The 25099-nt window shown below is 63.0% G+C and carries 13 protein-coding genes and 7 pseudogenes; 11 read left to right on the top strand and 9 right to left on the bottom strand.

Features of this window, described 5'->3' with window-relative positions; all coding sequences use genetic code 11:
• Both AC2RP6_RS01765 and AC2RP6_RS01760 read right to left on the bottom strand, forming a co-directional pair.
• A complete protein-coding gene (locus tag AC2RP6_RS01765) occupies positions 1-7335 on the bottom strand; it encodes a type I polyketide synthase (RefSeq protein ID WP_486444459.1) in 7335 nt (2444 codons plus the stop codon).
• Between the two features lie 180 nt (positions 7336-7515).
• Complete coding sequence (locus AC2RP6_RS01760) at positions 7516-8856, bottom strand: aminotransferase class V-fold PLP-dependent enzyme (RefSeq protein ID WP_486444458.1); 1341 nt, start codon at positions 8854-8856, stop codon at positions 7516-7518.
• A 928-nt stretch (positions 8857-9784) separates the two neighbouring features.
• Here AC2RP6_RS01760 and AC2RP6_RS01755 point away from each other — a divergent pair.
• The 4 pseudogenes from AC2RP6_RS01755 to AC2RP6_RS01740 all read left to right on the top strand — a co-directional run.
• Positions 9785-10851: pseudogene (locus tag AC2RP6_RS01755) on the top strand (IS630 family transposase).
• A 523-nt stretch (positions 10852-11374) separates the two neighbouring features.
• Positions 11375-12598: pseudogene (locus AC2RP6_RS01750) on the top strand (IS110 family transposase).
• 1877 nt (positions 12599-14475) lie between these two features.
• Positions 14476-14959 (top strand): annotated as a pseudogene (locus AC2RP6_RS01745) (IS110 family transposase); the annotation flags it as partial.
• Positions 14960-15161: 202 nt separating this feature from the next.
• Positions 15162-15509: pseudogene (locus tag AC2RP6_RS01740) on the top strand (DUF4158 domain-containing protein); the annotation flags it as partial.
• Here AC2RP6_RS01740 and AC2RP6_RS01735 read toward each other — a convergent pair.
• Complete coding sequence (locus AC2RP6_RS01735; RefSeq protein WP_486444457.1) at positions 15487-16239, bottom strand: IS3 family transposase; 753 nt, start codon at positions 16237-16239, stop codon at positions 15487-15489. The pseudogene AC2RP6_RS01740 and the gene AC2RP6_RS01735 sit on opposite strands and share 23 nt — an antisense overlap.
• Positions 16236-16535: a transposase gene (locus AC2RP6_RS01730; protein ID WP_486444618.1), complete on the bottom strand. Its 300-nt coding sequence runs from the start codon at positions 16533-16535 to the stop codon at positions 16236-16238. Before AC2RP6_RS01730 ends, AC2RP6_RS01735 begins: the two co-directional genes overlap by 4 nt.
• Before the next feature lie 81 nt (positions 16536-16616).
• Here AC2RP6_RS01730 and AC2RP6_RS01725 point away from each other — a divergent pair.
• The 5 genes and pseudogenes from AC2RP6_RS01725 to AC2RP6_RS01705 all read left to right on the top strand — a co-directional run.
• A pseudogene (locus tag AC2RP6_RS01725) lies at positions 16617-16886 on the top strand (Tn3 family transposase); the annotation flags it as partial.
• A 167-nt stretch (positions 16887-17053) separates the two neighbouring features.
• Complete coding sequence (locus AC2RP6_RS01720) at positions 17054-18292, top strand: tyrosine-type recombinase/integrase (protein WP_486444456.1); 1239 nt, start codon at positions 17054-17056, stop codon at positions 18290-18292.
• Positions 18289-20730: a tyrosine-type recombinase/integrase gene (locus AC2RP6_RS01715; RefSeq protein WP_486444455.1), complete on the top strand. Its 2442-nt coding sequence runs from the start codon at positions 18289-18291 to the stop codon at positions 20728-20730. The genes AC2RP6_RS01720 and AC2RP6_RS01715 overlap by 4 nt, the downstream gene beginning before the upstream one ends.
• Before the next feature lie 16 nt (positions 20731-20746).
• Positions 20747-21232 carry a hypothetical protein gene (locus AC2RP6_RS01710; RefSeq protein WP_486444454.1) on the top strand — a complete coding sequence of 162 codons (486 nt, stop codon included), beginning with the start codon at positions 20747-20749 and terminating at the stop codon, positions 21230-21232.
• Positions 21233-21365: 133 nt separating this feature from the next.
• Positions 21366-21628, top strand: a pseudogene (locus tag AC2RP6_RS01705) (Tn3 family transposase); the annotation flags it as partial.
• 146 nt (positions 21629-21774) lie between these two features.
• Here the strand turns inward: AC2RP6_RS01705 and AC2RP6_RS01700 are convergent.
• The gene (locus AC2RP6_RS01700; protein ID WP_486444453.1) at positions 21775-21957 is read right to left on the bottom strand and encodes a hypothetical protein; all 183 of its coding nucleotides are present in this window, start codon (positions 21955-21957) and stop codon (positions 21775-21777) included.
• A 355-nt stretch (positions 21958-22312) separates the two neighbouring features.
• On the opposite strand from AC2RP6_RS01700, the gene AC2RP6_RS01695 reads away from it, so the two are divergent.
• Entirely contained in the window at positions 22313-22717 is a 405-nt protein-coding gene (locus AC2RP6_RS01695) for a hypothetical protein (RefSeq protein ID WP_486444452.1), read from the top strand.
• Entirely contained in the window at positions 22714-23097 is a 384-nt protein-coding gene (locus tag AC2RP6_RS01690; RefSeq protein ID WP_486444451.1) for a GntR family transcriptional regulator, read from the top strand. Before AC2RP6_RS01695 ends, AC2RP6_RS01690 begins: the two co-directional genes overlap by 4 nt.
• A gap of 383 nt (positions 23098-23480) precedes the next feature.
• On the opposite strand, the gene AC2RP6_RS01685 is transcribed toward AC2RP6_RS01690, so the two are convergent.
• The 4 genes and pseudogenes from AC2RP6_RS01685 to AC2RP6_RS01670 form a co-directional block, all read right to left on the bottom strand.
• Positions 23481-23639 carry a hypothetical protein gene (locus AC2RP6_RS01685; protein ID WP_486444632.1) on the bottom strand — a complete coding sequence of 53 codons (159 nt, stop codon included), beginning with the start codon at positions 23637-23639 and terminating at the stop codon, positions 23481-23483.
• 131 nt (positions 23640-23770) lie between these two features.
• Positions 23771-24064 (bottom strand): annotated as a pseudogene (locus AC2RP6_RS01680) (3'-5' exonuclease); the annotation flags it as partial.
• A gap of 75 nt (positions 24065-24139) precedes the next feature.
• Positions 24140-24292 carry a hypothetical protein gene (locus tag AC2RP6_RS01675; protein WP_486444450.1) on the bottom strand — a complete coding sequence of 51 codons (153 nt, stop codon included), beginning with the start codon at positions 24290-24292 and terminating at the stop codon, positions 24140-24142.
• 204 nt (positions 24293-24496) lie between these two features.
• Positions 24497-24700: a cold-shock protein gene (locus tag AC2RP6_RS01670; protein WP_470115975.1), complete on the bottom strand. Its 204-nt coding sequence runs from the start codon at positions 24698-24700 to the stop codon at positions 24497-24499.
• Positions 24701-25099 lie beyond the last annotated feature (399 nt).

Below are 25099 nucleotides of genomic sequence, written 5' to 3'. Positions count from 1 at the left end.
TTAGCTTCCTTGTGTCGGTTCGTCGAGAAGCGCGATCAGCTCCTCGTCGGTGGCAAGCCCCAGTTCGGCGAGATCTTTATCCAGTTCGCTCTCACCCAGCATTGACTGGATTTCCGAAAGGATATCTCGGATCGCGTCAATCTCGCTTGAGCCTGGAACTGTAGTACTGATCACTTCCTTAATTTGGGCTAGCTGAGTCATAACAGCAGGCGCACTGCTTTTTGCTGCACTATTCAGGACCAATTTCTGCTGTAGATAATGCGCAAGACGGTTCGGCGTGGGGTGGTCAAATAGCAGGGTAGAAGGCATTTTCAACCCGGTCATAGCATTGAGTCGGTTGCGGAGTTCCAGGGCCGTTAGCGAATCGAACCCAAGGTCCTTGAATGCATGACCAGTGATTAGGTCCTTCTGCTCATATCCTAGGACGGCGGCAGCCTCACGAATCACCAGATCTAGCACGAAGGCGGGACGATCCTCGCCGGCCATCGCATTCAGAGCGCTGACGAGATTGAACTCGCCCTGAACAGGCTGCTTAGCCGCGGAACTGCCACTGCGCGGAGGCACCAGGTCGCGCAAAATTGCCGGTATTTGCTCAGGCTGGTTACGCAATACGCCGACGTCCAAGCCGGTTGGTAGCAGCGCAGGTCCGCCATGGTGGAGGGCCTGGTCGAAGAGCGTCATGCCGGTTTCGGAGGGAATAGAGACGAGGCCGTTTCGCTTCATCCGATGCAAATCTGTGTCGCTCAGATGGCCGCTCATTTCACTGGCTTCTTCCCAGAGACCCCAGGCCAGAGCGAGCCCAGGGAGCCCGGCCTGCCGACGGTGCGTGGCAAGGGCGTCGAGATAGCTGTTAGCTGCGGCATAGATTCCTTGGCCCGCAGTTCCCAGGACACCCGCGGCGGAGGAATAGAGAACAAACATCGACAAGTTCAAGTCCTGTGTCAGCTCATGCAGATTCCATGCTGCGTCAGCCTTTGGCCCGAATACTGTAGCAATTTGATCAACAGTCATCGAGGTGATGGTGGCGTCCTCGAGAACACCCGCCGTGTGCACGAGCCCCGTCAGAGGGTGATCGGACGAAACCGAATCCAGCAGAGATGAGACGGCCGCGCGGTCGGCGACATCGCAAGACGCCACAGTCACCGTCGCTCCGAGAGCTTGCAGATCGGCTACCAATTGCTGAGCGCCGCTCGCCTCAGGACCGCGACGGCTGGCCAGCAGCAGATGCCTCACGCCATGGTTGACCACCAGATGACGCGCGACCAAGCAGCCGAGTAAACCGGTGCCACCCGTGATGAGAACGGTGCCGTCCGCGCTCAGAATGGGCCGACCCTGCTGGCCGGCTTCGGTCCGAGTCGACGGGGCGTTGGCATGGGTAAGCCGCGGGACCAGGAATTCCCCCCCCCGTATAGCATACTGTGGTTCGGCCGCAGCCAAGGCTGTTTCGAGCCAGTTTTCGGGCGCTTCGTCTTCGTCCAGGTCCAATAAGATGATACGGTCCGGGTTCTCGCTCTGCGCAGTCCCCAATAGACCCCATACCGCGGCGTGGGACAAATTGATTGGTGTACTAGAACCACCAGTCGCCTGGCGGGTCAAGACGACAAGCTGACTCGTCGAGAGCCTGGCATCTGCCAGAAATCCCTGGATGAACCGCACTGCATTTTCCATCGCAGCATGCGTGCCATTCAGGCCAGAGTTCGGCTCAGCTGCGAGGCCAGCCACCAGCACCAACGGGACCGGCGCACCTTCGTCAAGTGCTCTGCCGAGTTCCATCAGGTTGTCATAGTTAGCGGCAGGAAAAACCCCTACGTCGGCGCCTAGCCCACCGACCTGTGCAACGCGGCCCAGTAAAGTCTGATCTCCGGCAGTAGAATTTCTATTAGAACGAAGCCGAACCCACTGCAATTCGAATAGACGGTGGGCATTCCCTCGCTCGATTCGGCGTAACGCTTCAACGGCGACGGGGCGAGTGGTCACCGCATTGGCGGTCAAAACGGTCCGGCCAGACGGGTCGGCCACGTGAAGCGACCACGTGTTGTCACCGATCGGGCTAAATGCGGCTCTTAATGAGTCTGCCGCGTTGGCATTGGTGTGAACTTGAACACCAGCCCAGGCAAAAGGAAGGACTGTTTCACCGCTACGAACGAATATCTCAGGAAGTAGCGCGTGCAAAGCAGCGTCGAGTAGTGCCGGGGGGAACACGAAGGACCCAGTAATGAAGCTTCTCTCAGAATCGAGCACGACTTCCGCGAAGATCGAACCGTTTTCGGTCCAGGCCTGCCTCAGTCCTTGGAAGGTCGGCCCGTAACCGTAGCCATAATCGGCCGCGCGTTCGTAAAAGCGCTCAAGATTTACGCTCACAGCCCCCGCCGGGGGCCAATGCTGCGGGAAAAGGCTGGGGGTGTTAACTGGTCCGACCTCCAGAAGCCCCGTTGCGTGCTCGGTCCATATACCGGATTGTGGCTCTGCAGTTCCGGGCCGAGAGTGAACGGAAAAGGTCCGATTCCCTCTTTCGTCGGGTGCGCCAACCACAACGCGTAACTGAAGATCCCCTACTGGAGGCACCACGAGAGGTACAAGAAGATTGAGCTCGGCTAGTTGCGGGCAGTTCGTCCGCTCCCCGGCTTTCAGCGCGAGGTCTACGAAAGCAGTTCCGGGCAGCAGTACCGTTCCGAACACCGAATGATCAGAGATCCAAGGCGAGCATTCCATAGAAAGTCGGCCAGAGAGCGCCACTGAACCATCGGGGAGTTCCACCACAGCTGCCAATAGTGGATGCCCTGCTCCATCCAATCCAGCGCCCGCCGCATCACCAGGGTTTTGTCCGTAGGGCAGCCAATAATCCCGGTGTTGGAAGGCGTAGGTGGGAACAACGGCTGGTTCGGCAACAGGAAGAATTTCAGACCACGCGAGGGAGGTACCATTTGCCCAGGCTGTAGACGCCTGTGTGAGAAATTCTTTCCAGCTCCCTCGCTCTCGGCGGAGCGTGCACAATGCTACGACGTCCTGCTTGCAGGCGTCTGCAACTTCTTCGATGGGCTGAATCAGGACCGGGTGAGGACTGCACTCTACGAAGGTGTTATGCCCAGTTTGGATGAGTTGGTCAATTGCACGGTCGAATCGTACCGTTTGGCGAAGGTTCTCGACCCAGTAATTAGCACCCACCTCTGGACCCTTCAACCATGCGCCAGAAACGGTGGACAGCATCGGAATACGGCCTCGCTGCGGGCTTATCCCGGCTAGGGCATCCCGCAATGGTACTGAGACGGTGTCGACTTGCGGACTATGACTGGCATAGTCGACTGGTATGCGTCGCACCCTGGCTCCAGTTTGGGTCGCCAGGGCTTCGAGGCTTTCGAGCGCAGTAACTTCCCCAGCGACCACAGTGGATGCCGGGGCATTGACCGCTGCGACGGACAAAACTGAGTAAGGCTGTGCCTCTAGCCATCGTTGCACCTGGTCGGCAGGAGTCGAAACCCAGGTCATGGCTCCGCTTCCGGCCAGGTCGGAGGCAATGAGCTGGGACCGCACAGCCACGATTCGAACTGCATCCTCCAGCGAGAGAATGCCGGCCACATAAGCGGCGGCAATTTCTCCCTGGGAGTGACCCACCACGGCATCAGGTGTCACTCCGGCACGGGACCACAGTCCCGCTAGAGCCACTGCCACGGCGAACGATGCCGGCTGCACCACATCAACTCGCTGTAGCATTGCGTGCGGACCATCGCCGCGCAGTACCTCGTCCAACGACCAGTCCACATATGGCGCAAGCACCAAGGCGATGCGGGCGATCTCCTTTGCAAACCACGGGGATTCATCGAGTAGGTCCCGGCCCATGCCTACCCACTGGGCGCCCTGTCCGGGAAAAACCCAGACTGTGCGTGCCGTTTCGGTAGCAGTTCTGCCAGTCACCAAGGCTGGGTGCGAGGCACCTGCTGCCAGTGCGTCCAGGGCTGCAACACGAACAGCGTGGTCGCTTTCCAGCACCACGGCCCGGTCAGGGAAGGCGGTACGCGATAGCGCCAACGTCCGTGCGACGCCTAATGTGTCGACCTCACCAGCCGTATAGCGCGCTAGGTTCCGCGCCTGTGCACGCAAGGATTCGCGTCCGCGCCCAGATACCGCCCATGGCACCAGATGACCAGCGTTGCGAGCGGCGTCATCGGACACTATCCTTTCATCGCGATTAGTCAGATGGGTCGCCGTTGGCTCGGCAGGAGCCTGCTCCAGGATGACGTGTGCATTCGTTCCCGAGATGCCGAATGACGAAACACCGGCACGACGGGGACGTCCGTACTCCGGCCATTCCCGCTCCTCAGTCAGAAGCTCCACCGCGCCGGAATCCCAGTCGACGTGCCCTGACGGCGAGTCGACATGCAGAGTCTTGGGCATCACCCCATGCTGCATAGCCATAACCATTTTGATCACGCCGCCCACGCCGGCGGCCGCCTGCGCATGACCGATATTCGACTTCAGCGAACCCAGATACAAAGGCCGGACGGCACCGTCCGCAGCCACCGGACGCTCCTGGCCGTACGTCGCCAACAGCGCTCCAGCCTCGATCGGATCACCCAATGCCGTACCCGTACCGTGCGCCTCCACCACATCCACATCAGCAGGCGAAAGCCCCGCATCAACCAAAGCCGCACGGATCAAATTCTCCTGCGATAGCCCGTTAGGGGCAGTCAGACCATTGCTGGAACCATCCTGATTGCTTGCGCTCCCTCTAATCACAGCCAGTACAGAGTGCCCACGGCGTCGAGCCTGCGAAAGGGGCTCCAATACGAGTACGCCTACCCCCTCGCTAAAGCTCGTTCCGTCGGCCGCGGCGGCAAATGCCTTACACCGTCCGTCAGGAGCCAGGCCCCGCTGTCGAGAGAACTCAACGAAGGTTTGCGGCGAAGCCATAACTGTGGCACCGCCCGCCAGAGCCATTGAAGACTCACCGGACCGGAGAGATTGAACTGCCAGATGTAATGCAACCAGAGACGAAGAGCATGCCGTATCCACCGTCAGGGCCGGGCCCACGAGACCTAGCTGATACGCAACACGACCGGAAGCTACACTGGTGGCTGTCCCTGTCAAGGTGAAATCTTCATGCCCTGCAGCCTCCGGACCAGTGCCATAGCCTTGCGACCAGGTCCCGAAAAACACACCTGTGGAGCTACTCCGCAATGTTTCTGGAAGAATAGCGGCGTTCTCTAAACTCTCCCAGGCAACCTCTAGTAACAATCGCTGCTGCGGGTCCATAGCCAATGCCTCACGCGGCGAGATGCCAAAGAACGGCGCATCAAAGCGCGCTGCGTCATGCAGGAAGCCACCGCGACGGACGTAGGTCGTTCCAGTGCTACTCGGGTTGGAATCGAATAATTTCTCCATATTCCAGCCGCGATCCGATGGAAACGATTCAATTGCACTCCCGCCTCGAGAAACAATGTCCCATAGGCCTGAAGGCGATTGTGCATCTCCCGGGAAGCGGCAGGCCATTCCCACGATAGCTATGGGCTCGTTCTCATCCCCTTCCCTTCCAAGTGAGGCACTGGAATCAGGGGAGTCTCCGCCCTGTTCGTGGCAATTCTCCTGCGATCCCATGAGGCGCCGAAATAAAAAATTCGCCAAGAGGCGAGGGGTGGGGTGGTTGAAAATAGCCGCCGTGGGAAAAACAACTCCTGTAGCTTCAACCAGACGATCCCGCAGCCGCACCAATGACAAAGAATTTACGCCGATCGCGGTGAAAGTTAGATCAGGGTCAACCTTACCGTCGATTTGATCTAGAATTACCCGGAGGAGTGCTAACTCCTGATCTATTCCATAGGAAGAATGAACTTCCTCAACACGCAGTCTGGGAGCTATTTTGGTCAGACTGGTGTCACGTAAACCTTCCTGAACAATTTTCCGGCGAACTTTACCGGACGCAGTCCGGGCGATGCTGGTAACTTGATATATTTCGTGGGGGACCTTGAAGTAAGAAAGTTCCGCTCGACAGCCCGAAATCAGTACTTCGGGATCAAAGGCATCAGAGGCAGGTACAACAACAGCTATCGGGATTTCGCCCAACTCATCGTGGGGAAGCCCCACGACTGCCGCATCGAGAACTCCGGGCATCCGCTGAAGAACGTGCTCCACCTCATCGGGAACTATGTTCTCTCCAGCACAGATAATTATCTCTTTGAGGCGCCCGGTTATAACGAGCTGACCCGAAGATTCGCGGCGGGCCAAATCCCCAGTCCTATACCATTCTCCCGAGAAAACTTCCGCCGTCAGGTCAGGCTTTTTATGATAACCGATCATTACCATCGGGCCGGCGGCCCACACTTCGCCTTCTTCTCCATCAGCGAGGTCTTGCCCTGTTTGCGGGTCTGTGATGCGCAAACGCAGGCCTTCGATTGCGGAGCCACAGGACCCAGTGACTCGATCTCCAACCGACCGATGCGCGGTAAACAGTCCGCTCACCTCGCTTGCGCCGTACCCATCGAATAGGTTAACTCCAAGTGTGTCCTCAGCTGATTCCACCAAGGCGGCAGAACACTTGGCGCCGGCAGTAATGCACGCGCGCAGCGAAGGCAAAGTAACAGCCCAGTTTTGATCTTCTCCTTGCGAATTCAGGACAATTTGTTGGAAAATGGTAGGGACGCCGATCAAGATCGTACTGCATTCCCGCTCCAGAGCTTCCTTTATATCCACAGGAGAGAAGCTTGTAATGAACCTGGCACTTGCGCCACTCATAAGTACAGAGACCAGTCCCACTCCGAAACCAAAGGCGTGATGGAGTGGGACTGGGCATAGCAACCTATCTTCCGCTGTTAGGCCCAAAGGATGGATATAAGAACCCGTGGCTGATGTCAGATAGCCGCGTTGGCTAGAAACGATTCCCTTAGGTGTTCCAGTGGTTCCGGAAGAATAGAAAATCCAAGCAGGCTCATCTGGGCCAAGGCAATCGGGAGCTGAGGACCGTGGGTCTGTAGTGCAGAATTCCTCGAAGGAATCTCCGGTGACCAGGATCTGCGCCTCCGGTCGTACGCGCATAACCCTGTCGGAATTAGCAGTATCAGTGATTACAACTTTGGCGTCACAGTCATCAAGTATATTTTTGATTTCAGCGTCAGAGGAATGCATGCTGAGGGCAACGCCCACGCACTCCGCTCGGAGGATTCCTAGATAGCCTTGGACCAACTCCACACTGTTAGGCAAAAGAATCGCCACACTGGTGCCGCGTGTAAGACCAAGGTCAACCAGATTGCCGCCGAGGCATCCTGTACGACGCCAAAGATCAGAGTACGTAACTATGCGCAGACCGTCTGAGAAGGCAACCTTTTGGGGCGCCCGCAGAGCCATGTTTCGTAAGTGGTCAATCAAATTAAATGTCACTGCTTAATCCGTTCTGCAACGAGAAAAGTAAATTGATTTCACCTACTTAGCCGTAGATGAAGGCAGGACCACACTAGTGTTCAACGGCGTTCGGGCGGCGTGTCAAAAATGCGCCGCCTGATGGCAACTAACTATGCATACCCTCTGTCATTCAGAGCGTGATTTTTTCCACTGTGACACGGCTGCTAAGAGAAGCTCGATGTCATCAACGTTGTTGAAATAGTGACATGATACTCGTATTCCACCGACGCCAGATGTATAGCGGACGCTGACGGCAATTCCAACATCTGCCAGATACTCCGACAGGGCAACATTCGATGAAGCGCCGTTGAGATCAAACGCCACGATGCCGGACCTCGCGATCTCCTCGCGTGGGGAGACAACCTTAATGGAAAGTCGATCGAGTCCCTCGATAAGTCGATTTGTGAGATTGATGATGTGCTCCGAGATTGCGCTCAAACCTAGTTTGAGCGCAAACTCCGCTGATGCCCCTAACGCCACGGCCCCAATAAAATTTCCCGTGCCGCCGCTTTCGAATAGGCGAGCGGTGTTCTCGAATTTTAGATTGCCGTGAGGAATAAATTCTGGATTTTTGAAAGCATCACCCCATGTGGGCGCTGGAGGTGCAGCAGCAAAGAATCCGGATATGGGAGCACGTAAGTACTCGCGAATGGCTGGCGAAATATACAGAAAACCCGCCCCGAAGGGCGAATTCAGCCATTTATGCCCACCGCAAACGAGGAGATCTACCGGGCATTCGGCCACATTGAATGGAATGGACCCTATGTGCTGAGCTGCGTCCACTAGAAGCCAAATGCCTCGATTTTTACAAATCTCTGAAATCGTTTCTAAATCGGCACGGAACCCGTGAGTCCACTGAACGGAGCTGATCGCAACGACACGCGTGTGCTTATTTATGGCCTTCAGGATCGAGTCTGCGCTTACTCTCCCTGATTCATTCTTCAGAATATTAACAGAAATCCCTTGCCGAGACTCTATTTGGCTCCACACCGCCCCCATCTGCACAAACTCTAAATCGCTGTATATTACCTCATCACCTTGGTTTAGGGGTAAGGCTTGAGCGGCTACAGCGAGCCCTTGGCTGGCATTCTCTAACAGTGCAATATCATCTGAATCGCATCCGATTAATCTAGATATGCTGGATCTTGCCGAAGCGCGTAATGCAGATAGCTGTTGATGATGCTCCGTGCCGGTCCGAGCCGGGCAGAGTGTGACCCGGTCAAGATATGATGTGACTGTTTTCGCAGAGAAGCGCGAGACCAAACCAATAGTTGCAGTATCTAAGTAAACCTTATGGTCGAGCGCCGAAAAGTGATTGCGCGCAGCAGCTAATGATGTGCCACTATCAATCTGCAAGTTGCCACCTAAGGCGAGATGCTCAGCTTCGTTGGTTGCGTAAGGGCCCAAGGTGCTCTCGATACGGCTGCGTTCTGGCGAGCAGGAATGACCTGTCACAATAGCTCCCATTCTTATTCTTGCCTAGACTTGCTCAGGTCGACGCCTACAGCTAAATGTAAAAATATATTGCTAGCAATTCACCCGCCGCGGAAGAGCGGACTTGCCAACCAGCTAAGCAAATGCGCACGCCGAGGGTCCGCTCCGCTGTAAGTAGTGCGTGCGAAAATTGCTCTGCGGTTTGACTTATCGGCTGCACTTCGGCGTCAAGGTGAAGGGAGGTGGGACAGAAAGTTGCGCCAGGCGCGGCGCATACTCGCATTAAGCGGCTCGGTTAAATGGGACCACATTGCTCCACGTCAGGACACCATTCTCGATCACGAGCAGCATCTCGCTGGCCACTGCAGGAGGGAGGTGGAGGCATCGTTGGGCAGAACGCTTAGAGATCCTGCACCTGATAGCAGGTCAGCTCGTGAGTAATCCTTGCTCTATTGGCTCATTTGTGCTGTTGGAATTGATTTCCCGCAACTACGGACATTGACGATTGGCCTGCATTGTGGTATGGGCTGAGCACGGACGGTGGCCTACGTGGTAGCAGACGGCAGATGAGAGCGGTCCGTGACAAATGTTTGCCGACTGGGACTGGTTCAGTTCGGCAAACGTCCGAGAGCTGGGCTCGAGCCCTGTCCGACGCGGCTGAAGCACGCATATCGGTTCATAGCCCTCGCCGACAGTGGAGTTGAGGCATTTGCCCACTATCGGGGCGCCTGTCCGGATCTCGGCTACCGCCCTGTCCGGGAGCAGCGTGGTCCTCACGGGCGACAATCGTTCAGCCTGCTATTCGCCAAAATGAACGAACGAACCGAGTTCACCAGGCCTTGCCGGCCCCTCAGCGGCGAGACGAGCCCGATGCATAGCGGTTCGCCAAGGAAACGCCGAGCCCACGCCTTCCCTACCTGGTGATTTGGTTGTGAGTTGATTCGGCAGCACGTGAGTTGCTTTGCGTACCAATTCGCGGGGGGCCGGGTGGCAGGTGTTGAGCAACTGGGTCAGGCGTCGGGCGACCGCGCAGGGTCTGGCTCTGCGGGCGAGGATCGTGCTGGCGTGCGCGGTGGGTGGGCCGAACCTGGCGGTGGCCGCCCGGCTGGGAGTGGACCGGGGCACCGTCGCGAAGTGGCGGGCCCGGTTCCTGCGAGACCGGCTCGATGGACTCGCGGACGAACCGCGGCCCGGGGTCCCGCGGACCATCACCGACGCCCAGGTGGAAGAGGTGGTGGTCCGCACCCTGGAGGAAACCTCTCCTGGCGGGACGCACTGGTCCAAGCGGGAACTGGCCAAGGCCGTGGGCATCTCGCCAGCCAGTGTGCTGCGGATCTGGCATGCCTTCGGCCTCCAGCCGTGGCGGACCGAGACCTTCAAGATCTCCCCGGACCCGTTCCTGATCGAGAAGATCCGCGACGTCGTCGGCCTGTATCTCGCTCCGCCGGCGAACGCGGTGGTCTTCGCGGTGGACGAGAAACCGCAGATCCAGGCCCTTCAGCGGACCGCGCCGGTGCTGCCCATGATCCCGGGGGTGCCCGAGCGGCGCAGTTTCGACTACGTCCGGCACGGCGCCGTCGACCTGTTCGCCGCCCTGAACACCGCGACGGGCAAAGTGATCACGAAACTGTCCGCGCAGCACCGGGCAGTGGACTTCCGGGACTTCCTCGACGAGATCGACCGCCAGACCGACAAGAGCCTGGCGGTCCACGTGATCTGCGACAGTCTCTCCGCCCACAAGGCGCCGGTGGTGCACAGGTGGCTTCTGGCGCACCCCCGGTTCCAGCTCCACTTCACCCCCACCTACTCGTCGTGGATCAACCAGGTCGAGCGGTGGTTCGCCAAGCTGGAACAGCGCTGCCTGGAGCGCGGAGTGTTCTGCTCACCCAACGACCTCAAAACCGCACTCGAAGGCTGGATCAAGGTCTGGAACGACGACGCCGGCCCTTCAAGTGGACCAAGACCGCCGACCAGACCCTCAACCAGATCTGCCGCCACTGCTCACGCATCTCCGAACCAGATCACTAGGCTAGCGGCACCAGCAGGGCGCCTATGCGTTGATAGCCGCGGCGAGCCGGGCAGGCTGCGATTGCTCGGCTCAAGGATTGGTAGGCAGATGCAATACCCCGGACACCAACCTGTCGGTCCACTCGGTTGCTGGCCGTCTGCACGTAGGGGCGTGCGTTTTTACGCTCCTCACGCGCGTTGCCGACCCTAGAACTGCTCGCAGTCTTTGCACGCGGCTACGGCTTGAGAGACCGGTTGTGGAACTCACTTGATTACGTCTGGCTGCCCGCACCTGGCGAGCGTGCAGCGGCGGAAAATCCATGATGGTGTAGCCGGGCCGCGAGGGCAGATTATAGTAGACCAAGCGATGCTAATTTAGCAGGCCACCAGGCGTCCTAAGGTTACGAGTGGCCAGGCCCGGCGAGAAGCCAGGCCGCAGAGACGAAGTGGTGCTTTGCACCGACGCCACGGGCCGCTGTTGAATGTGCACCGTGGGGCCCGTGTGCTGGCGTTCGACAACAGCATCGGCGAACGGGCGGGATTCTTGAACGTGTTCTGCGGGATCGACTGGGCGGAATCACGACGTACAGTGCTCATCTACGGCACCGGCAAGCTGCTGGAGCAGTGCCGCATCGGCGACGACCTCGACGGCTACCGCCTGCCACTGGATTTCCTGGCCGAGCACAGGACACCGCCGAGGCGCCGATCCCGGTGGCGACCGCAACCAGCCGTGGCCTGCTGGTCGCGACGCTGAGGCAGGGGCCTCGGCAGATGATCGCGGTCAACCCGATGGCAGCTTCCCGCTACCGCGACCGCCACGGGGTGAGCCGCAAGAAGTCTGACCCCGGCGACGCGCTCGTGTTCGCCAACATCATCCGCACGGACATGCCGATGCACTGACCGCTGGCCGCCGACACCGAATTGGCCCAGGACGTGCCCGTCCTGGGCCGAGCACAGCAGGACGCGGTCTGGAACCAGCAGCAGGTCTGCAACCAGCTCCGTGCCATGCTGCGTGAGTACTTCCCTGCGTTCCTGGATGCGTTCGACGACAAGCAGGGCGGTCTGTCCCGCCCGGACGCTGGCCGGATCCTGGCTGCTGGTGGCACCCACGCCTTCGCTGGCTGCCAAGCTGCCGCTCTGGCGCATGACGGCGATGATGAAGCGGGTCGACCGCCGCATCAACATTGAAGCCGATGCCGAGCGACTGCAGCACGTCTTTCGCCGGGAAGCCCCGTTCAACGTCCCGCTGGTCGAAGACACGATAGGCAAGCAGGCTGCGGCTCTGCTTCGCAGCTGGACACTGCCTGCGCAGCAGTCGCCGATCTCAGCGAAGCCACGGAGGGGGGTTTCCGAGCTCATCCCGACGCCACGATTATGCTGAGCTTCTCCGGCAGCGGATCCCAGATCGGCGCACGGATCCTCGCTGAGATCGGCGACGACCGCACTCGGTTCGCCAGCGCCGGAGGGCTAAAGACACACGCGGGCGCTGCCCCCACCACCCGCGCTTCCAGCAACCGCCACTACTCGGACGTGGGTACGTCAAGGACTACCGGCTCAAATACGTCGGCCACCTCTGGGCTTTTGCCTTCCTCAGCGGCTCGGCCGGCGCCGACACCCACGGACCGGCGGGGACTGGTACGGGCAGGCGCTGCGGCACCTCTTCAACCGCATGCTCGGCCAGCTCCACCACTGTCTCCAGGCCCGGATCCCATTCGCCGAAATCATCGCTTTCCGCACGCTCCCAGAGCCCGCCGTCGTAACGTCCTAACTCCATGCTTGACCAGGGCTTCTTGAGCTCCTCGGCTCGGCTGGCCCACCCCCACGCGAGCTGATTAGACAAGCCGATACAGCAAGGCGCTCACAGCTCCCTCCAGGGCCTTGGAAAAGGACATCTGTAACCGAATCGCGCCTGAAACACCGACCCCGAACCCTACGTCTGGAAGCAAGATCACGGACGAGAACCTCGAACGCCTCGCCCGATACCTGAACTTTCGCGGCCTTTATCCCCTAATTCTTTGGCGCCGTTCATGCCATGGCGGATCGGCCTCTGTGATCAATCGTCAGTATCCTTAAGATCCGCCAGTGTATCCACGAGTCCCTTAGACTAGCGGCCACACGAACGTACTGTCGTGACAAGCCCGTCAGGGTCTGGGGGGGCTGATGGAGAGGTCAAGGCAGGCGTGCTGAAGGGCATGACGGGCCTGGAGGAGATGGGCTGCGGTGGGAGGGTAGGGCTGGGTGCGTGTGGTGTGAACTGCTGCTGCGGCACTATGGACGATGAGGTCGTTGGCCGCAGCTGTCAGCTCGGGGAGCCAGGCGAGATAAAGGGGACGATCGAGGCTGGGGTTGGCGCGGGTTTGAGTGCGGTGGTAGGCATGGACTAGCCAACGGCGAGTCGGCAGGCCCCCAGTGAGAGACGTCAGGTGCTGGTTGGCGATCATTGCTAGTCGGAGACGCCAAAATCGCGCGTGTGGTCCAGGTAGGGACGCCAAAGCGTCGTGGAAGGTCGCGAGGGCCTCGAGCAGGATGCCGCACCATCGGCGCAGGCTGTCGGTGGGGGAAGGGGGACGCTGGGGGTGCCGGGCCGCTTGGCGCGTGATCCAGTGCAACTGACTGCAAGCCGCCTCCTCAGCCCTGCAGACTAAGCCATCGATGGAGCCGGTACAAGCGGTGGAAGCACGTCGCAGGGGGATTGTCATGGGGTCGGCCATTCGTCTAGACATACCGCATCAGCGCAAGCAGCTTGTTCTTGCCGTCGGACCATCCGCGGGGCGAAAAGCTCGAAATAGTCATCTGCATTCTGGGCCCCCATTGCCCCGTTCGAAATCGCCCTATCGGGGAAATACTCGGCGATCGCCCTATTTGCCGTCTTCGATCTGCGCCAGTCGGCGCGACGTATGAATGCGCGAGAAATGCTCTGTGCCCGTATCGGCACTATATATCGCGTCAAAGCTCCAACCCGAGGCTGCGCCGTCCTGTCCATCAATGCCTGCGTCTCTGCTGCCGACCCTTAGCCGGCTCGCGATCCAATAGAATCAGTTCTTTCCTCGCGTCTCATCTTCGCAGAAGGCAGAAAAACTTCCTGAGTAGACGATGCTGATCCTTGGACGCAGGTAATCTCTGCGGACTCGCAGCGCGGCGTCGCCGTTGATCATGAAAGTAGCCCTGCCGGGTAGCCTGTAGCGTTTGCGGGACCCTGGTGCCGACGCTACCATTTGCAGATGCAAGTTCGATTGGTGCCGTAGTACCGTCAGGCGGGCAATGTTCCCCGTGACCGCGTGCCAGGCGGGGAGTGGTCGTCGGCGGCGGAGTCAACGAAGCAGTAGCCAATCACCGGCTTGGAGTTCCGCCGTTCGTCCGTAGTGGCGAGTTTGTTATCCATCGCCGGCCGGCGATCCATGACTTGGTGCCCGCCTCCGTCGAGGATGCTGCCCAACTTCTCGAACGGACGACCTGGAGGGTGTCGCCGGGACCGGTATGTGCCGTCACAGGCGCTGATAAGAGACCCGGACACCGCCCAGTCCGGTGCAATGCCGGTCGGTTGCGGGCGGCAGGTCTGCATAGCATGGACGCGCGACCACGGTGCCATTGTCGAGGCCGGAACGATTACTGACTGGAAAGAGTGCGAGGTTAGACACCGAAGGCGTGGGCGTGTTCCTCAACCTGGACGTCGGCCCAACAGCGAGCCGAAGCCGCGAGCCGTTTTCGACAAGCTAAAGGCCAAATTCGACTTCCTGTCATTGTGCACCAGTCGGCATCCATACGGCGCCCTGCTTCTGACCGTCGTCCGCGATGTCGACTGCCAGGTCGCCTACCTGCCCGGACTGGCGATGCAGCGGAATGCGGAGCTCTATCCGGGAGAAGCTAAGACCGACGCGAAGGACCGCGGAGGTCATCGCGGACTCTGCCCACACCCTGCGGTCTCTGGAACTCACCGACGAGATCAACGCCGAGCTGACCGTCCTGACCGGCTTCGACCAGGACCTCGCTGCGGAAGCCACCCGCACCTCCAACCAGATGCGCAGCCTGCTCACCCACATTCACCCGTCCTCTGCAGCGAGTCCTGGGCCCGCGGCTGGACCGCCCCGCCATCACCGGCTCTTCGAGTGATACGGCTCCCCCGGCATCGGGGAACATCAGCACAGCCGTTGGCGCTGAGAATGATCATGGTCGGCTAGCACAGTGATCGTCGCCGGAGCAGGGTTTACTGAAAGATCGTTGATCATGGGTGGGGCCTGACTACGGTCCGCCTCATGCCGGTTGATTTCTTAACTGATGATCAGGTCGAGGCGTACGGGAAGTTCTCCGAGGAGCCGACGAGGCCTGAGCCTCACGGCCGGGCGTGGACGCACCCGGAGGGGCCGGTGGCCCTGTTCAACCAGGCGGTGGGCTGGCTGCGCAGGAACCGGGTACTACTGCCGGGTGTCTCGGTGCTGGCCCGACAGGTGTCCGAGGTCCGCACGATCGCGGAGAAGCGGCTGTACGCCGCCGTGGCCAGGGCGGCTCACCGCGCGGATCCAGCGCTGCCAGCGGATCTGGTGGCCACGCTGGTGGTGCCGGAGGGCGGGCGGTTCTCGGAGTTGGAGCGGCTGCGTCGGCCGCCGACGCGGACGACGGGCACGGCCTTCGCCCGGTCGCTGGAGCGGGTCGGTGAGATCAGCGCATTCCAGCTGAGTCGAGCGTTTCGCGTTTGAAGGTCGTGTTGAAAGACTCCGCCAGCGCGTTGTCCGCGCTGGACCCGATCGCGCCCATGCTCTGGATCACTCCTGCTGACGTGCAGGCTTCGGCGGATGCCCGGCTCTTGTACTGCGAGCCGTGATCGGTGTGCATGATCGCACCGGTCAGGCTGCCGCGGGTCCGCCGGGCCGCGGCCAGGGCGTCGGTGACGAGTTCCGTGCGCATGTGACCGGCGATCGCCCAGCCGGCCAGGCGACGTGAGGCGAGGTCGATCACGGCCGCCAGATAGAGGAACTTCCCACCGTCCAGCGGTAGATAGGTGATATCGCCGACGTACTTCGTGTTCATCTCGGTCGCGGTGAAGTCACGTCCGAGCAGGTCGGGGGCGTTGGCCGCGGCCTGGTCGGGGACGGTGGTGCGGTGCCTGCGGCGAAGCCGCAGGCCTGCGAGCCCGATGCTCCGCATGATGCGGGCGACCCGCTTGTGGTTGACCGGCTCGCCGTCCTCTCGGAGCTCGGCAGTGATCCTGGGGACGCCGTAGGTTCCGTCCGATTGCTGGTGCACGACCGGTATTCGGGTGGCGAGCCGGGCGTCGGCCGCCTGGCGGGCGGCTCGGTCGGAGGCTGTCGCGCGCCAGCAGTAGAAGCTGGAGCGGGCGATCCCCAGAATCCGGCTTAACCGCTTGACGCCGTACCGGCGCTGGTAGTCGGCGACGAACTGGAAGCGGTTCACCAGCGCGTCTCCCCGGCGAAATACTTCGCCGCCTTCCTCAGGATCTCGCGCTCCTCCTCCAGCTCGCGGATCTTCATCCGAAGAGCGGCGTTCTCCGCCTCCAACGGCACCGCCGGCTGGGCCGGCGCCTGCGCTTGGTGTCCGCGGGGCCGGCTCGCGCCAGCGGCTCGGATCCAGTTGCGCAGGGTTTCGGGGTTGATTCCCAGATCGGCGGCGATCTGCTTGATCGTCGCTCCGGGCCGTGACTGGTACAGCGCGACCGCGTCCGCCCTGAACTGCGGCGGACAGTTCTTCATGACCACGAGATGTCCGTCCTTCAGATCCTCAGGATCCACTGTCTCGTGTGTCCAGGATCAGGGGTCAAGGCCCCCAACCAGGTCCGCGCCTACGACCTGCTGCGGATGTTCGGCCGCGAAGGACACCCCACCCAGCTGGGGCAGGCGTTCGCCGAGTACGGGCGGATCGCCAAGACCGAGCACCTGCTCCGCGTGGTCGACCCGGTCGACGACACATACCGCCGCCAGATGAACCGCCAGCTCACCGTGCAGGAATCCCGGCACAAGCTGGCCCGGGATGTGTGCCACGGCAAGCGCGGCACCATCCACCAGGCGTACCGCGACGGTATGGAGGACCTGTTGACCGAACTACCGGGGTGTGAGCCGACGAGTCCCCGGAGATCGACGCACGGTGACGGGACCAAGCACCAGGCCGGTCAGCTTGCCTCGGAAGCCGTGCCACATCACCTTCCTGATGTGCTGTCATCACGAGCTGTTGGAGACCACAGCAGCTCGTGGAGGCTCAGGTGCAAGAGGGCATGCAGTTACGGGACGTCACGGCGCTCGCGGTGCCGAGGGTCGGCCGGGTGGAGGAGACCGGCGATCCGTCGCTGCCGTACCGGCTGCTCGACCGGGACGGGATTGAGGTGGCGGCGGTCAGCGAGTTCCTGCTCGACATGCTTGCCGACGACGACAGCCCGGCCTCGCTCCGCTCGTACGCGTACGAGCTGCTGGCCTGGTTCCGGTTCCTGTGGGCCCTCGACGTGCCGTGGGACCGGGCCGGCCGGGCGGAGGCCCGAGACTTCGCACTTTGGCTGAAGATGGTCAAAAAGCCGCCGCGGCCCCGGCGGCCGGACGCCCCGGCGCCCGGGTCGGTCAATCCGGTGACTGGCAAGCGGTACGCGGGCGAGAACTACGCGGCACGCACCCGGAGGCACGCGCGGGCAGTCGTCCGCAGCTTCTACGAGTACCACCGCGACATGCACGGACGGCCGCTGCTCAACCCGTTCCCGAAGACCAAGCGCGCCGAGGACGAGCACCTCAACGCCCACCACAACCCGGTGCACGCCTTCAAACGCCCTGCCCGCCGGGCCCCCTACCAGCCGAAGGAACCCCGGCGAACCCCGCGTGGCATTCCCGACCAGGCATTTAACGAACTGTTCGCGGCCCTGCCCTCGCACCGCGACCGCGCGCTGGTCGCCTTCTACATCTCGGCCGGCCCGCGCGCCTCGGAACTCCTCGGGGTCAGCCGCGACCGGGTCAGCCCCGGTGACCAGACGATCGGCGTCATCCGCAAGGGCTCCCGGGCCCTGCAATGGATCCCCGCCTCCAGCGACGCGTTCGTATGGCTGCGGCTCTACCAGCAGCAGATCCGCCCGCAGGCCCTCGACGGGCCGGAGGAACCACTGTGGTGGACCCTCCGGCGCCCGATCAGGTTGCTGAGCTACGACGCGGCCCGCATGGTGTTCACTCGGGCCAACGAGACCCTGGGAGCGAACTGGACCCTGCATGACCTGCGGCACAGCGCGGCCAAACGCATGGTGCGCGACCCCAAGCTCTCGCTCACCGACGTCCAATGGGTCCTTGGCCATCTCCACATCAGCACCACGGAGCAGTACCTCGAACCCGCTGAAGACGAGGTCGTCGCGCACGTGCTGGCCCACCACGCCCGGCAGGCTGCTGAGCCCGTCAAACCGGTGATGCCCGCCCCGGGCTACCGTTCCGAGGTTCTCCAGACGCTGCTCGGCACGGCCGCCCTCGGTGGAGGCCCGGCATGACCACCGCGACCGTGACTGCCCGGCCCTCCGCCCCCGTCCGCCACGCCCCCTTGCCTCCCGGCCAGGAGAAACGCGAAGCGCCGACGACCTGGTGGCAGACGGAGGAACCGCGCGAACAGGTGCTGGAGCGCACACTCGCGCTGCCGTTCACCGCGGACAGCGATGCCAATCAGCGCTCACGGCACCGCGGTCTGATCAAGCTACTGGACTGGCTGGAGGACCAGCCCGGCGGCACCTGGCAGGAGCGCTGGATGGCCAGCGGAGCCGAGGAAGCAGGCCGGGAGTGGACGCGGCTGCCAATGCAGTGGCTCGCCGAGCACCAGCGGGCACGCAAGTACGACCGCGCCGATCTGTGCTGCGGCATGATCCCGCTGCTGGGCGGCCAAGTCGTACGCCCCGCCTACCGGTGGCTACTGCGGCAGCGCCCTTCGCAACTGCTGGCGCACATCCGCAGCGTCACCGATCCCGACGGTTTCGCGGCGCTCAAGGACCAGTACACGGCCACCGGCCACGCGGGAGCCAACGACTGCAACAACGCACTCAACCGCGTCACCTGGATCGTGACCTCCAAGGGCGGGACCGTCCACGACGTCACCATCGGCGACTGCGTCGAGCTGCAGCACGCCATCGGCGAGCACCAGACCAACGGCTACCACGGCAAGCACCTTTTCTACGCGCTCCTCGCGGGCCTCGGCGTCTTCGGCCCTGATGCCCCGGCGCGGCTGAAGACGGTGATGCTGCCGGGACAGTTGACACCGGCAGCCCTGGTCGACCGGCAGGGCATCACCTGCACCGCGATACGAGACCTCCTGGTCGACTACCTCACCGAGCGCGCGGTGGACGTCGACTACACCACGCTGGAGGACATGGCCCGCACCCTGGCCGGACTGTTCTGGCGCGACCTGGAGAAGCACCACCCAGGCATCGACTCGCTGCGGCTGGACGCCGGCATCGTCACCGCCTGGCGGGAGCGCGTCCGCATGGTCCGTGACCGGCACGGCACCCCCATCCGGCCGCGGGTCAACGCGCACACTGTGTTCAGCTGGGTCCGCACATTCTACCAGGATCTCGCCCGCTGGGCTGCCGACGAGCCGACGCGCTGGGGCCCGTGGGTCGCACCCTGCCCGGTCCGCGACAGCGACACCGACCACAGCAAGAACCGTGCCCGCCGCAAGGCGGCCATGGACCAGCGCACCCGCACCCTGCTGCCCGCACTCCCGGCCCTGGTCAAAGCCGTCGAGCGCCAGCTCAAGGACGCCCAGACCTGTCTCGCCACCGGGCAGGAGACCCCGGCCGGAGCCCCGTTCACCACTCCGGCGGGCGAGAACCTCCTCCGCCGCGCCGGGGTGTCCTCCCGCATCTACGCCGACGACCCCGCCACCGGCCGGCGCCGGGACCTGACCGTGGAAGAGGAACGCGCCTTCTGGGCCTGGGCCATCGTCGAAGTCCTTCGCCACACCGGCATGTGCATCGAGGAAGCACTCGAACTCACCCACCACAGCTTCGTCGCCTACCAGCTGCCCACCACCGGCGAGATCGTGCCCATGCTCCAGGTTGCCCCGTCCAAGCTCGACCAGGAGCGGCTGCTGCTGGTCTCACCAGAGCTCGGCGAGGTGCTCACTGCGATCATCCATCGCGTCCGGCGCGGGCAGCAGGCCATGCCCCTGGTCTCCGCCTACGACAGTCTGGAACGGCTCTGGAGTGCATCGATGCCGTTCCTCTTCCAGCGCCGCTGCGGCCCGGAAGACCGGGCCATCCCGCGCAACTACATCTACACCTGCCTCAACGATGCCCTCGCCACGAGCGGGCTGACCGGGCCCGGAAGCGAGCAGCTGCGATACACACCCCACGACTTCCGGAGAATCTTCGTGACCGACGCCCTCCGCTCCGGTCTGCCCCCGCACATCGCCGCCCGCATCTGCGGCCACCGGACGGTCGACACGACCCTCGGCTATGCCGCGATCTATCCCGAGGACGTCATCAACCACCACCGGTCCTTCATCGCCCGCCGCCGGGCACTGCGACCCGGAGAGGAGTACCGCGAGCCCACCGCACAGGAGTGGCAGGACTTCCTCGCCCATTTCGAGCTGCGGAAGGTCGCCCTCGGCGTCTGCGCACGCGACTTCGGCACCCCCTGCGTCCATGAACACGCCTGCATCCGCTGCCCTGTCCTGCGGCCCGATCCCGAGCAGATGCCCCGCCTGGAGGAGATCCACGCGAACCTGCTCGACCGGCTCCAGGAGGCCAAGGAACAGGGATGGCTCGGCGAAGTCGCCGCGATCGAGGCCAGCCTCGCCGCCGCCGAGCAGAAGCTCGCCGCCATGCGCGACCTCGCGGCCCGGCATACCACCGTCCACCTGGGCATGCCCGATCTCCGTGGCGTCGTCGCACGCATCGACTCCGAGCAGCGAAACGAGGATGCGAAGGGGCAGTCCTGAGCACTACAACGAGGGGATGACCGTCTTCCTCTGTGCCAAGTGCGGCACCGCGATCACGCCGGAGCTCGCCGAGCTTGCCGCCGTCCCTGACGTCTCAGACGACGAGCGCGACCGGGACAAGAAGACACGGCGGGCACCGGCCACTGTTCCGCGGGGCCACTACGCGATCGATCCCGAGCCGTGGGGACCTCCCTACGTCGTGCAGGACGATCAGGAGGACCCGAAGCCAGCTCAGTCCCGCGGACCTGTGGTCTGCCATGAAGAAGGCTTCGTCATCTCGGCCGGCAGCCGACACACAGTGCTGGTGCACCCTGATGACGCCGCCGGCCTTCAGCCACTGCCCAACTGGGAGAACGGCAGTGGCTGCTGCGGACCGAGAGGCGACGAGGGACTCAACCGGGCCTGCCCCTGCGGCGCTCCGGTCGCGACCCTCGCGGCCGACTGTTTCGGGCCCTTCGAACTGCACCTCGACCCCGTCCGGACCTACGCGTTCTCCCAGTAGGACCGCAAAGCGCGCGGACGACGTGCACGACACGCCCGACGGAACCCGTCCGCCCAACTTCTTCACGACTACTTTCCGTGGTGAACGACGGCTCGCAGACGGACCTACCGCCGAGCTGGGCTAGTTCGGATAAGACCAGCTCGGCTCGCTCGGCCTGGTCCTGAACGCAGTGGTCCTGGGGACGACCCGGTACATCGACGCCGCCGTCGCCCGGCTCCGCGCCGAGGCCACGAGATCCGGGACGAGGACACCGCTCCCCTGTCCCCGCTCAAGCACAAGAACCTCAACATGCTCGGCCGCTACAGCTTCACCGCCTCCACTCCGGCAGGCTGGCGGCGGCCTGCGCCGCTGCGCGATCCGGACACAGTCGAACTCGACGAGGACGAAGAGGAGTAAAGGGCGACTTGCCAGGACCTCCTTCGGAAATTCTGCCCAGAAGCCCCGAAGGTCTACCGGTGGTGGAGACTGAAGAGGGAAACAGGTGGAAGCCGCAAGTGGGCACATGGCGAAACGGCCCTCGCCTGCCGACAAGATGTACCGCCCTATTGATACAAGCATGCGGCCAGTGTGATGATGTTGCACATCATTGGCACAACTTGGCGGAACTTATGAACCTCTTGCAACTGTTGCTCAGCTTCAACACACTCCTGACCGTCCCCTTTATCATCGGCCTGCTGATGCTCCTGCTTCCGCAGCGCTGGGCTGTCGATCACCTCCTGCTGCACGAACGCCGGGCCTTACGCTGGCGACGAGGGGCAATGGCGCTCGGGCTCGTTGCCGCCGCTCTGCTCGCATACCTGCCGATTCCCCACCTCCAGGGGGACTGGCTTGCCGGTCCGGTCTTCGGCTTCTTCGTGCTCGCAGGCGTCCTCGCGGGAGAAGCTCCTCATTCCCGGTCCGGCAGGCAGCGTCCGGGCGGCAGCACTGACAACCCGACGGGTCCGCGACTACCTGCCCCGCCGACACCATGCCCTGCTAGGCATACCCCTCGTGAGCCTCTCCGGGCTACTGACGGCCATGGCTGCTGTCGCGGCCTCGCACTCAGCCGGCCGGGGCGGCATCCGCCTTACCTGCGGTGAGATGGCCACCAGCTTTCCGGCTACCTGGATGGGCGCGCCCGCGATTGCAGCCACGACCCTCTCGCTCGCTGGAAGTGCCAGCGTGTGCCTGCTAGTCCTGCAAAAGATCGTCAGCCGTCCCGCAGTCACGGCAGGCCCAGAGAGCGACGCCAAAGATACCGCCATGCGCAAGGCCTCTGCCGGAGCCGTGCTCTACGCCTGGGGCTGCCTACTGGCATCCTCACTCTTCTCTTCAGCCCTGGTCGCCCACATCCTGTTCGACAGCCTCGCTGACAGTTGCACGAACTGGTGGCTGGCCCCGATGCGCCTGACCGCCTACCTGACTATGGCAATGGGCGGATCGGCCTTCGTCTACCTGCTCGACAAACTGACCAAGCAGCACGGCTTCCGGCGGGCCGCAGTATGAACCAGCTGACCGTACACGTGGACACCGCCAGCGCCATCCCCGCATACGAGCAAGTCCGTGCCCAAGTGGCCGACCTGGTCTTGGGCGGCCACCTTGCCGAAGGCGACCGGCTTCCCCCGGTACGGCAGCTTGCTGCAGACCTCGGGCTCGCCGTCGCCACTGTTGCCAGGGCCTATCGCGAGCTGGAATCAGCAGGAATGGTCAGAAGCCGCCGCGGAGCAGGCACTCGAGTCACCCCACCGGCGCACCCACGACCCGCCATCGACGACCAACTCGCCCAGGTCGCCCTCACCTACGTCACCACTGCACGCCAAATGGGCGCCAGCGACGATCAGCTCCTCGCGGCAGTCCGCCTCACCCTCACCGTGGCCCCTCAGTAGCAACAGGCCGGACTGAACCCCCGACACCAAAAGCAACGGCATTTGGGCTTCGTCGCCCCTGGCCCCCACTACCCTCGGTGCAAAGCGATTTCCCCGTCGCTGACGGCAGTGGGCGCCAGGGGGCACCGGGGCCTGAGCCCCTCGCTCCCAGCTGCGCCAGCCTGCCGCCTGCACATGGCATTCCGGTCGACGTCCTCCAGGAAGAAAACCACTCCAGCTCAGGTCTCGTCGGCTCTTCGGCGACTTCCCCTGCGCCTCGGCCTGGCCATGCGCCAGCTCCCGCCGCTCGGCCGAAGAAGGTTGCATCGCGTGACTCTCACAAATGAGCGTTTGTGAGAGTAGCTGCGAGTACGGCTCTGGCCTTCACTTCCGGGCGGGGAAGATCACCAGGGTGAGGTGGACGGTGTCGCGGCCATCTGTTTGAGCTCCGCAATGACGAGCCGCGCGTCGGCGACGGCATCGTGCGGGCCGCCGAGCGCCTGGTTGCGGTAGGCACCGCGCTTGACAGACCACAGTCCCCGCCACACCGCGTACGGCACCATCGCGTCCTCCCACCGGACCCGGGCCAGCCACGCGTTGACTGCTGCGGCGTCGCCGTGGTGGTGGCGGAGCTCTCGCTCGATGACGCTGCGGTCGAAGGCCGCGACCCGGCCGTGGCCGCGACCCGGCCGTGGAGGAGGTCCGTGAGACGGGGCAGGAGCTCCGCGAAGGTCGGGGCCTGGGCGAGGCGGTCGGGGGTGACGCCGTGCACGGCGACGGCGGCCGGCTCCAGGACGGCGTTCGGCTGGACGTACTCGTTGAAGACCACCGCGCCGCGGCGGTCGACGGCGGCGATCTGCACCGCGTAGGCGTCGGTCAGCCCCGTGGTCTCCACGTCGAGGGCGATCAGGGAGTCGTCGGCCAGGAGACGGCGGGCCCAGCCGCTGGCCTGCGCGCGTTCCCGTGGCCAGGACGGTGGCCGCCGCATTGCCCTGATGGCGTCGTCGAGCCGGCGGTGGGTTTTACGGATAGTTGCAGAGCGCCACATTGTCTCGCTGCCAGCCTAGTCTGCCTTCACCGTGCCGAGGTAGGAGCCGTGCTCGTAGACAGCCCAGGTGGCGTCGCCGGTATCAGCAGGGCGCACGAACCGTGCGGGCTGTTCCTCGACATCGCGGACGAACAAGTCCTCCCAGAGCCTCGGATCCTCGATGTCCACCAGTACCCCCTTTGCACTCCGGCCTCGCAGCGGCTCCGTCACCGCGCCCGTCTATCGTCGCGCATGTTGCCAGGGGTACATGAGCCGCAAGCGGACAGGCGGGTTGTGCCGGACGGGCAGAGAGCGTCGGCCTGTCGGCAGAAGAGAAGAGGGGGGCGGCAGCAGCCGGTTGGGTGATGTCGTTCCTGCTGTCGGCTCTTGGGTCTACCGGCGGTGGACTTGTTCGGCCTGGAGTCCCTTGGGGCCTTTGGCGACGCTGTATTCGACGCGGTCTGCTTCGTGGAGTTCCTTGAAGCCGGTGGACTGGATGGCGGAGTAGTGGACGAACAGGTCCGGGCCGCCGTCGTCCTGGGTGATGAACCCATATCCCTTCTCAGCGTTGAACCACTTCACGGTGCCTGTCGCCATCTTCGCGTCCTTGATCGTTCCGTCGTGCCAATTTCGGGCGGGCGCTCACGGCGCTTCCCGCCGCGGAGGGCCCGCCGGACGAGAGTCTGCCACCCCTCCGCCGACGGGCAAGCCGACTCACGTGACCGGACGAGCACATCTCCCGCCCACCCGAGGACGGTTTACGGGCGGCGGGTGTGGGGGTGGAGCCGGTCGATCTCCTGGAAGCTTCCTGCTGATGGAGTTCTGCGACCAGGTCCTGGCTGGCGGAAGGGTCGGTGGGGGCCTCGAGGAGGACAACGAGTTCGCGGATGCCCCGGTCGGCGAGGTGCGCCAGGCACTGTCGCAGTGAAGGTGACCGGTCCGGTTCTCCTGGGAGGTCAGGCTGATCCATTCCAGGACCGCGGTCCCCTCGACGGG

It is taken from the genome of Streptomyces sp. WAC03905 (assembly GCF_057371075.1).
This window is presented reverse-complemented; position numbering and strand designations above follow the sequence as displayed.

Coding starts and splice junctions, on each gene's coding strand:
- AC2RP6_RS01695 (WP_486444452.1), top strand. CDS start 22,313: ATGGCCACCAGCTTTCCGGCTACCTGGATGGGCGCGCCCGCGATTGCA.
- AC2RP6_RS01730 (WP_486444618.1), bottom strand. CDS start 16,535: ATGAAGAACTGTCCGCCGCAGTTCAGGGCGGACGCGGTCGCGCTGTAC.
- AC2RP6_RS01685 (WP_486444632.1), bottom strand. CDS start 23,639: ATGGTGCCGTACGCGGTGTGGCGGGGACTGTGGTCTGTCAAGCGCGGT.
- AC2RP6_RS01670 (WP_470115975.1), bottom strand. CDS start 24,700: ATGGCGACAGGCACCGTGAAGTGGTTCAACGCTGAGAAGGGATATGGG.
- AC2RP6_RS01690 (WP_486444451.1), top strand. CDS start 22,714: ATGAACCAGCTGACCGTACACGTGGACACCGCCAGCGCCATCCCCGCA.
- AC2RP6_RS01715 (WP_486444455.1), top strand. CDS start 18,289: ATGACCACCGCGACCGTGACTGCCCGGCCCTCCGCCCCCGTCCGCCAC.
- AC2RP6_RS01765 (WP_486444459.1), bottom strand. CDS start 7,335: ATGGCTCTGCGGGCGCCCCAAAAGGTTGCCTTCTCAGACGGTCTGCGC.
- AC2RP6_RS01760 (WP_486444458.1), bottom strand. CDS start 8,856: ATGGGAGCTATTGTGACAGGTCATTCCTGCTCGCCAGAACGCAGCCGT.
- AC2RP6_RS01720 (WP_486444456.1), top strand. CDS start 17,054: ATGCAGTTACGGGACGTCACGGCGCTCGCGGTGCCGAGGGTCGGCCGG.
- AC2RP6_RS01710 (WP_486444454.1), top strand. CDS start 20,747: ATGACCGTCTTCCTCTGTGCCAAGTGCGGCACCGCGATCACGCCGGAG.